Annotated in this window: 10 protein-coding genes and 1 pseudogene; 2 read left to right on the top strand and 9 right to left on the bottom strand. The window is 59.4% G+C overall.

Annotated elements, in window-relative coordinates:
* Positions 1 to 364, bottom strand: a pseudogene (locus J4G38_RS27885) (IS481 family transposase); the annotation flags it as partial.
* Between the two features lie 6 nt (positions 365 to 370).
* Here J4G38_RS27885 and J4G38_RS27880 point away from each other — a divergent pair.
* A complete protein-coding gene (locus J4G38_RS27880) occupies positions 371 to 625 on the top strand; it encodes an integrase core domain-containing protein (RefSeq protein WP_226164067.1) in 255 nt (84 codons plus the stop codon).
* Positions 626 to 901: 276 nt separating this feature from the next.
* On the opposite strand, the gene J4G38_RS27875 is transcribed toward J4G38_RS27880, so the two are convergent.
* From J4G38_RS27875 to J4G38_RS27845, 7 genes are all read right to left on the bottom strand, one after another.
* A complete protein-coding gene (locus J4G38_RS27875; RefSeq protein WP_262906268.1) occupies positions 902 to 1,420 on the bottom strand; it encodes an ISAs1 family transposase in 519 nt (172 codons plus the stop codon).
* 27 nt (positions 1,421 to 1,447) lie between these two features.
* A complete protein-coding gene (locus J4G38_RS27870) occupies positions 1,448 to 1,705 on the bottom strand; it encodes a transposase family protein (protein WP_226164063.1) in 258 nt (85 codons plus the stop codon).
* Between the two features lie 362 nt (positions 1,706 to 2,067).
* The gene (locus tag J4G38_RS27865) at positions 2,068 to 2,520 is read right to left on the bottom strand and encodes a VOC family protein (RefSeq protein ID WP_210522161.1); all 453 of its coding nucleotides are present in this window, start codon (positions 2,518 to 2,520) and stop codon (positions 2,068 to 2,070) included.
* A gap of 464 nt (positions 2,521 to 2,984) precedes the next feature.
* Complete coding sequence (locus J4G38_RS27860; RefSeq protein ID WP_210522162.1) at positions 2,985 to 3,638, bottom strand: SDR family NAD(P)-dependent oxidoreductase; 654 nt, start codon at positions 3,636 to 3,638, stop codon at positions 2,985 to 2,987.
* Positions 3,639 to 3,785: 147 nt separating this feature from the next.
* On the bottom strand, positions 3,786 to 4,643 hold the full coding sequence (locus tag J4G38_RS27855; protein ID WP_210522163.1) for an SDR family oxidoreductase: 858 nt from the start codon (positions 4,641 to 4,643) through the stop codon (positions 3,786 to 3,788).
* 415 nt (positions 4,644 to 5,058) lie between these two features.
* Positions 5,059 to 5,652, bottom strand: coding sequence for an NADPH-dependent F420 reductase (locus tag J4G38_RS27850; protein ID WP_210522164.1), 594 nt, complete (start codon positions 5,650 to 5,652; stop codon positions 5,059 to 5,061).
* Between the two features lie 81 nt (positions 5,653 to 5,733).
* The gene (locus J4G38_RS27845; protein ID WP_262906266.1) at positions 5,734 to 6,780 is read right to left on the bottom strand and encodes an alkene reductase; all 1,047 of its coding nucleotides are present in this window, start codon (positions 6,778 to 6,780) and stop codon (positions 5,734 to 5,736) included.
* Positions 6,781 to 6,817: 37 nt separating this feature from the next.
* Between J4G38_RS27845 and J4G38_RS27840 the strand changes: the two genes are divergently transcribed.
* Entirely contained in the window at positions 6,818 to 7,384 is a 567-nt protein-coding gene (locus J4G38_RS27840; protein ID WP_226164060.1) for a winged helix-turn-helix transcriptional regulator, read from the top strand.
* 74 nt (positions 7,385 to 7,458) lie between these two features.
* Here the strand turns inward: J4G38_RS27840 and J4G38_RS27835 are convergent.
* Positions 7,459 to 7,777 (bottom strand): isochorismatase family protein (locus J4G38_RS27835; RefSeq protein WP_226164056.1); only part of this gene is annotated, 319 nt, incomplete at its 5' end.

The following is a 7,777-nucleotide window of genomic DNA, read 5'->3' as shown; positions in this document are numbered from 1 at the left end:
GGCTCTGCCCGTCTTCGTTCAGGGGCAGGCGGCGGATGCCGTGGCGTTGAAAACAGCGGTGTAGCGCCGGACGCGATAAGCGCGGAATCGTGGCCTGCCGCGCCTGCAGGCAGTCATCGAGCGCCAGCAAGGTATGCCGACGAAAGGCCAGGGCGATGGCTTGCTGCTCGGGCGTAAGCACCGTCGAAGCCGGCGCAGGCCCCATGCGCGCATCGGCTGTGGTCGGACGCTTGCGCCACTTGGCCGCCGTTTTCGGGTGGATGCTGTAACGGGTGGCTAAGCCTTGTCGGCTTTCCGGGCGGTGTTGGATAGCGCGCCGTACTGCCGCTGTTGTGCGGGCGCGGCCGTGGAGTACTGGTCCCATAGGTTCGTGCGAAATTCCAGCCCGGAAACTACACCATCACTCTTTGGGACTATACAGCTCTGGCGCTCCCTCAAATGGGAATGCGTTTACCTCAACCCGGCCACCGACGGCCAGCACCTCTACCAGCAGCTGCAGGCCTACTTCGACTGCTACAATCACCACCGCCCCCACCAGGCCCTGAAGGGCCAAACCCCTGCCCAAGTCTTCGCTCAAATCCCTGCCTTCAACCCCTCATCTATTTGCTTAACAAACCCCGCCTAAACTGTCCAGTTTTCGGGGAGTAGTACAGTCATAGGCCGCCTGTTTGCGCTTCCGCTTGGAGCTGATGGGCCGTGGGTCCTGGGCCAGCAAGTACAAGGCCGTTTTGCGCAGGATATTGGCGTTTAGAGCCGCATGGCCCGTTCGTAAGCGCGACTGGTCTTCGTGAAAGGTGAGGTTGAGTTGCCAGTGCAACTGGTTTTCCACGGCCCAGTGCCCGCGGATGAGCCGGGCGTAAACCGCCGGGCCTGGACTGGCTAATTAGCTGATATAGAAGCATTAGACATGGGTGATACCCTTGCTCGTGTGGCGTTCGGTTTCCACCAGTACGAGCGTACGCAGGCCCGGCCAGTCGGCGCAGGCCTCGAGCAAGGCCAGGTCCTGGCAAATGCGCACGGTGCGCCTCACACCCCGGCCGTGGCCCTTCTCCAGGCTGCGCCAGGCCGGCAGGTAAGCGGCACGGGCCCGCAGGTGCTCGCTGGCCTGCTCGTAGAGGGTTTTGGCGTTCTTTTTCAAAGCAATGACGTAGTCCGCCCCGTTGGCTACGACTTGCCCGACGATGCCTGACTGGCAGGCGATGGCGTCGAGGGTGACCTCACTGCCGGCCACGTCGAGGGTGGTAAGCAGGGCGGGAATCGCCGTTTTTTCGTTCGTTTTGGTCCCAATCTGGGCCTGCCCAAAGCTCAGGTGGGCATCGGCCACCCACACGCTGAGCGTGCGCACCAGGGCATGGCGCCGGCCGGTGGGGGGGGTGGCGCGGTGTTCCTTGCCATCGACGCACAGCTGCCGCCCGGCCAGCGACCCGGCGCAGGCGCACAGGGCCTGCTACAACTCTTTTGTATTCAACCGCTTAAGCAGCCGCTCCAAGGTCTCTTCGGACGGAATGCTGTGGGCAAACGCCAAGCCCAGCTCCGCCCGCAAAAAGTCGAGTCGGGCATGGCCGTAATCGCAAATTTCCAGCAAATCATCGCAGCCGGCCAACGTGCCGCACAGCAGCAGGGCCAGGATATCAGCGAGTTGCTGCAAGCACCGGCCCTGTACACGCGGGGCCGTCAAGTGGGCAAAGGAAGTGGAAAAGTCCATGCCCGAAGCTAGTCAGCTACTGGCTTACTTTTGATGCGGAAGCTCTGCATACCAATGCTAACTAAGTATTTGATTATCTGCAATGTATTGAGTTGCGCATGACGGGTCGCCAGGAGCTGCCAACTGCCTGATTTGCACGTGATTTTCAGGCTCATGGCTCTGATTTTTTCGGTGAAAAAAGGCGATGGCGGCGGCGCACATGACGAGCGGCTTCGTGCGGCGCGTGTTTCTAAACAGGTCGCTAAACCATCTCTGCCAGCCACGAATAAGCCTTTGCCAAAAGCCACGGTCCGCCTGCCAACGCGGGTAGGCTGGCTGACAGACCGTGGCTTTTGTCCTCTGTTAGCTCGTCACCGGAGCGACTAGCCGAGCTTTTCCACCAGGTCGCTTTGAAAGATGTTGATGAAATTGCCATCCATGTCCCGTATCATCGTCGAGAAGTTGCCATTGCCTGAGAGGTCCACTTCTTTCCAGGCAAAGGTTACGCCTTTTTCTTCTAGCTCGAGGGTGGCACTGTGTAGGTCGTTTACCTGCAAGACCAGCGATTTATTGCCGTGTGGCAATAGGTGATTCGGAGCATCGGCAAACAATTCGTCAATTCTGAAACCATCGCTAACCTGCAACATTTCCAGCCGCACGTCGGCTTTTTGGATGAAGGCCAGCGTCGCGCCGATGGCCGGGAAAGTCGTTCGGTTCACTACCTTAAAGCCCAGGATGTCTCCGTACCACTGAATGGCATTTTCCAGGTTGGAAACGGTAAAAGCCAGATTGTGCAGCTTGAGGCTCTGCAGGCCGTTCTCGGAATTAGTACTCATGCTATTAATTGGTAAGGGTAAAATAAAAATTGGATTAGGTTGCATCGTCCTGAATCAAGCCGGACCACTTGAGTTTATGTGATTCGTCAGCAGTCACTTTCGATGCCTTACTGGCAGCCAGGGATGGTTTGAAGTGCGCTGCTCGAGTTGAGCCAGCCGAATTGGGGCTGTCGCGGGGGCGACGAAAGGGCCAAGGGGCTGATTGGACTGACCAAGCCTTGCTTTTTGCCTGAGTGACCAGGTGCCGGTCGTCGAATATTCTGTTCGAAATTTCCAGCAGCAGGCTGGCCGTCATTCGTTCCGGCCTCGGCCTGCAGCTCATCCCCGGCTTGTCGCGCCAAGGCAGCGGTTCGGCAAATTGTGCACTCCCACCCAGGCCGCCTACTAACCGCAGCCCGCTTCCAGCAATTACTGGCAAAAGGCAGTACCAGGCGGGTGCTGCCGCGGTCACGCTCAGCCCCTGATTAGTAAATAACCTCCGCTTCGAAATGCCCTGGGGTTTGATTGAACAGGTGCCAGAACTGCTCGGCTATTGCCGGGGCGCTGTATTTGGGGTCGTCGTCTTTGACTACTCCGTTAACAGTCAGCGTGGTGACCTGTACATTGGTGCCCTGCACGCTTAGGGCCGCGCCTATCACCAGATTACGCAAAGCCGCTTTGCCCATGCTCAACCCAACCAGGACCGGGGAAGGGGCCATGCTCAGCCCGCCGCCGGTGAAGAAGAGCCGGCCCTTATTCTGCTGTTTATACGCGGGCAAATACGTTTTTAGCACGGTAAAGGCCCCGCCGACATTCACGGCCAGCTGCTGCTGAATGCTTTCCCAGGATTCGGCCTCCAAGGGCTTGGGGGCTGCCCGGGCCAAAGCAGTGTATAAAACCGCATCGGCGTCGCCCAACTCCCGGGTAAGCTTTGCCAGCGCGGCCACCAACGAAGCTTCGTTAGCCGCGTCCCCCACGGCGTAGGCGGCCGTGATGCCCGCCTTTGCCAACGCGGCTACTTCGCCCTGCAGCTTTTCTTCATTGCGGGCAATGAGCCCCACGGCATAGCCCTTGCTTCCAAACAGCATAGCCACGCTGTGGCTGATGCCCGGGCCCGCTCCTACGATGGTAATCTGCATGGGTTTTCAGTTTAGTCGGTGAATAACGGCTGGAGGCGTTTGCGCCCCTTGGATACGCTCGCGCTACCTATTCTATCAAGTACATTGACCTAAAAAACGACTTTGATGGGCTTGCTTTTTCCTTCCGGTTTGCCAACGCGGCTTCAATCAGGCCGAATAATGGGTCAGCCACTTGGCCTTGATGGCGGCGCGGGCATCAATAAACTCTTTGTCCGTACCCTCCGCAACGGCATCAAGCGGGTAGCGTAGCGGACGGGTGCCATCGGCCATATTCACCAAATCCAGCACCCCATCGGCAATGACCTGCGGGTTCATGTCGTAGGCGACCATCTTGCCAGACAGCACGGCCACCTGCGCGTTAAACTTCTCCGACGCCGCGTCGCCGTAGGCGTCCAAGATATCCGCCTTGTCGGCGTTGACGCCGGGTTTCCCACCCGTATTCATTTCCGTGGGGTACACGCCGGGCTGGATGCTCACGTTCTCAATGTGGTAGTCGCGCAGCTCCTCCTGCATGCCTTCGGTGATGCTTTCGACTGCAAACTTGGTGGACAGGTAGGGAATCATGAACGGCAGCGTGTGCCCGCTGGCCCCCGAGGTGATGTTGATAATCAGGCCTTTTTTGGCCTGGCGCATGGCCGGCAGCACCGCCTGGTAGGTGCGGAGTACGCCGTAGAAGTTCACCTCGAACAACTCGCGCACCCGGTCCAGCGAGTAGGCTTCCAGTAAGCCGTAGCCGGTCACGGCGGCGTTGTTGACCAGCACGTCGATGCGCCCGTGCCGGGCCAGGGTTTGCGCCACGGCCTGCTGCACCGACTCGTCGCGGGTGACGTCCAGCTCGATGACCTCGACGTTGGGCAGGGCGGCCAGCTCCTGCGCAATGGCGGTATTTTTGCCGGTGCTGCCGCGCATGCTGGCAACGACGGTGTGGCCGGCCGCGGCCAGGGTAGTGGTCATCAGCTTGCCGAAGCCCGTGCTTGTGCCGGTGATTAAGATGATTTTAGACATGGCATGTAAGCGGTTAAAAAGTGAAATTAAAAGAGTTGTTAGGCCCAGAAAAGCAGGGCGTTCCGGCAGTATAAAGGGAGGCCAAGCCCGCTACCACTTCCATTGACAGGTATCAAAAAAGCTGCTTGATAACTATCAATAATGCCTGTTCATTTCGTTGATGGTCAAGTTGCTAAATACAACAAGGCGTTTGACAATAAAGCAACACACCCCGGGGCTGCGACTAGTGCTTGTGCGATGACCGCAGCATGGCGAAACGCTTCGTTGGCTGGCTGAAGTAGGCCAGGGATTAGCCACCTGGCATGACGAAACCGCTGCTTTGGTCGTAGCCACTTCTCAGACACTCGCGGCGCTCGATTGGCGCTGTCAACTGTCCACCCGCTATCGAATGTTAGCGCTTTCGTTGTTGGCTTTCTTAGTTGGTAAGAAGTAGGTTGAGGAGCGCCAGCGGGTGTCCGGCCTGTTGCATCTTACCGCCCTCCGCCAGGCTGCCCAGGTCAACAGGGGCGAAGCCAAACGCTGCAATCAGGCTCTTGACCGTGTTTTTGGCCCCGGCGTCATCGCCGCTCATGAACACGACCCGCTTACCCGCCGGTTGCCGCGGCTCGTCGCCAATCCAGGCGGAGAGCAGGCTGTTGAAGGCCTTGACCACCCGGGCACCGGGCACCAGCGCCGCCACTACCTCGCTGGAGGTCTTGTTGCCCAGCTCGGCGTAGGTGCCATCGGGTGAGATGGGGTTGTTCGTGTCCACGACGATGCGGCCCTGCCAGTCCGGCAGCCCGTGCAGCGCTTCTTCGAGGTGAGGCCAGCGCACGGCCAGAAACACGACATCGGCGGCCGCCGCCGCTGCTACCGTGCCGGCGGAAGCCAACGGCCCCAGCTCGCGCACGTAGCTGGCCAGTGAATCAGGCCCGCGCTTGTTGCTGACCACGACCTGGTAGCCCGCCCGGACGCTCTTTTCGGCCAGCGCCCGGCCAATCAGGCCCACGCCAATAAATCCTATGGTCATGATTGTTAACGCCTTATGTGAAACGAATGAAACTGGCTTTTGGTGGTAGTGTAGCCACCCTGTGCGCGGTGGGCCACCTCCTTATGTTGAGGCCGGCAACGGGTTCAGGGCCGGGTAGTCGATGTAGCCTTCGTCATCGCCGACAAAAAAGGTCGCGGGGTCGGCTTGCGCGAGCGGGCGGTGATGGGCAATGCGCTCGACCAGGTCGGGGTTGGCGATGTAGGGGACGCCAAAGGAAACCAGGTCCGCCAAGCCGCTGCGGAGCAGGGCGTTGGCTTTGTCCTGCGACAACCCCCCGTTGGCCATCAGCAAGCCGTTGTAGAGCGGGCGGAAGGTTTCGAAAACCCGGCGCTGCGCATACGCTTCCTCTGCCAAATCAGGCTCGCGCCGGTCCATCAGGTGCAGGAACGCCAGGTGATAAGCATTGAGTTTTTCTACCACGTACCGATAGGTGGGCAGCGTGGGCTCCGGGGCGGTCGTGCTGCCGGAGTAGTTGAGGAAGGGGTTGAGCCGCAGGCTTACCCGCTGGCTCCCCCACACTTCAATGAGGGCGTCCAGTATTTCAAACAGGAAACGGGCTTTATTGGCCGTACTGCCCCCGTACGCATCGGTGCGCTGGTTAAGCGTATCGCTCAGAAATTGGGCAATCAGGGAAGGGTGCTGGGCGTGCAGCTCCACGCCGTCGAAGCCGGCGGTTTTGGCGTTTTGGGCGGCCGTGCGGTAGTCCCGCACGATTGCACGGATTTCGGCCGGAGTCAGCTCACGCGGAACCACCGTGGGCTGCGGGCCGGAAGGCAGAAAAGCGGTAAAGTTTGGGTTCACCGCCGAAGGCGCCACGGGCACGTCGCCATCCAGAAACTCAGGGTGCGAGAGGGAGCCGGCATGGCCCAGCTGCAGGAATATGTGGCCGCCCTGCCCGTGCACGGCGTTGGTCACCAGCTGCCATCCTTCGATTTGCTCCTGCGTAAAAATGCCCGGCACGTAGGCATAGCCAATGGCCTGCCGGCTAATCCAGGTGCCTTCCGTCAGAATCAACCCGGCCGTTGCCCTTTGTTCATAATACAGGGCTTGTACGGGAGTCGGCGCGATGGCGGCATTCTTCACGCGACCCCGGGTCATGGAGGCCATGGCAATCCGGTTGGTCAAGGGTAAATCCCCGATTTGAATGGGCTCCAATAAGGGCTGCTTGTCTGGCTGTCTTTTCATCTGGTTGGCGAATTCAGAAAACCGCGTATATTTACTTGCGAAATGCAAGTCAAAGGTAAAGTATTTTGCTTTCAATTTGCAAGTGAATCAGATGATTTTTTTTAAAATGAAGCAGTTAAAGCAGCGCTCGGCTTGCCCGGTTAGTTCGTCGTTGGACATCCTGGGCGATAAATGGATGCTTCTCCTTCTCCGGGACATGCTCTTTGCCGACAAGTCGACCTACGGGGAGTTTCTGCAGTCGGCAGAAAAAATTGCCACCAACATCCTGGCTGACCGCCTCGCCCTGCTGGAGTCCCAGGAGCTGGTGTCCAAAGAAATAGCCGCCGATAAAAAATCAAAATTCACCTATCGGTTAACCGAAAAAGGAATCGACCTCCTGCCGGTCGTTGTGGAGCTGATGCTCTGGGGTACCCGCTACTGCCCTACCATTGCAGAGCCTGCCCTGCTCGCTGCTTTGATAGCCGATAAAGACGGAACCACTGCGCACTACCGGCGGCTCGCCCGGGAAAAGATGCGTGCCGGCTGAGTTGACATTGCCGTCCGCTACCGGGTTTTGCTGTGCACGTACCCACGCATAACCAGGGGGCTGGTAAGCGCTGGTTACACGCCAACGGACGCATTCTGCGCCGGTTTGGCCGCCAGCAGCTGGGCCTCCCACAGCAGGCTGGTGCCCACATTCCCCCCGTGCGCAATCAGGTTTTCGCCCAGGGCCGGCGTGGTGGCCGTCCGGGCCCAGTCGCGCTGCAGCTCCCCCGAAAAAACCATCCACGTAATGGGCGTGACCCCGGCCTGAATCATGCGCTGAACGGCCATCTCGTGGGCTTCGGGGCTGATTCCGCCCGAGGCATCGGTCACCACGTACACCTCGTAGCCTTCGCCGGCGGCCTGAATGGCGACCATGGCCAGGCACAGCTCGGTC

It is taken from the genome of Hymenobacter terricola (assembly GCF_017921975.2).
Taxonomy (GTDB): Bacteria; Bacteroidota; Bacteroidia; order Cytophagales; family Hymenobacteraceae; genus Hymenobacter; species Hymenobacter terricola.
Note: the sequence above shows the minus strand (reverse complement) of the source record. Positions and strands in the feature narration are given on the sequence as shown.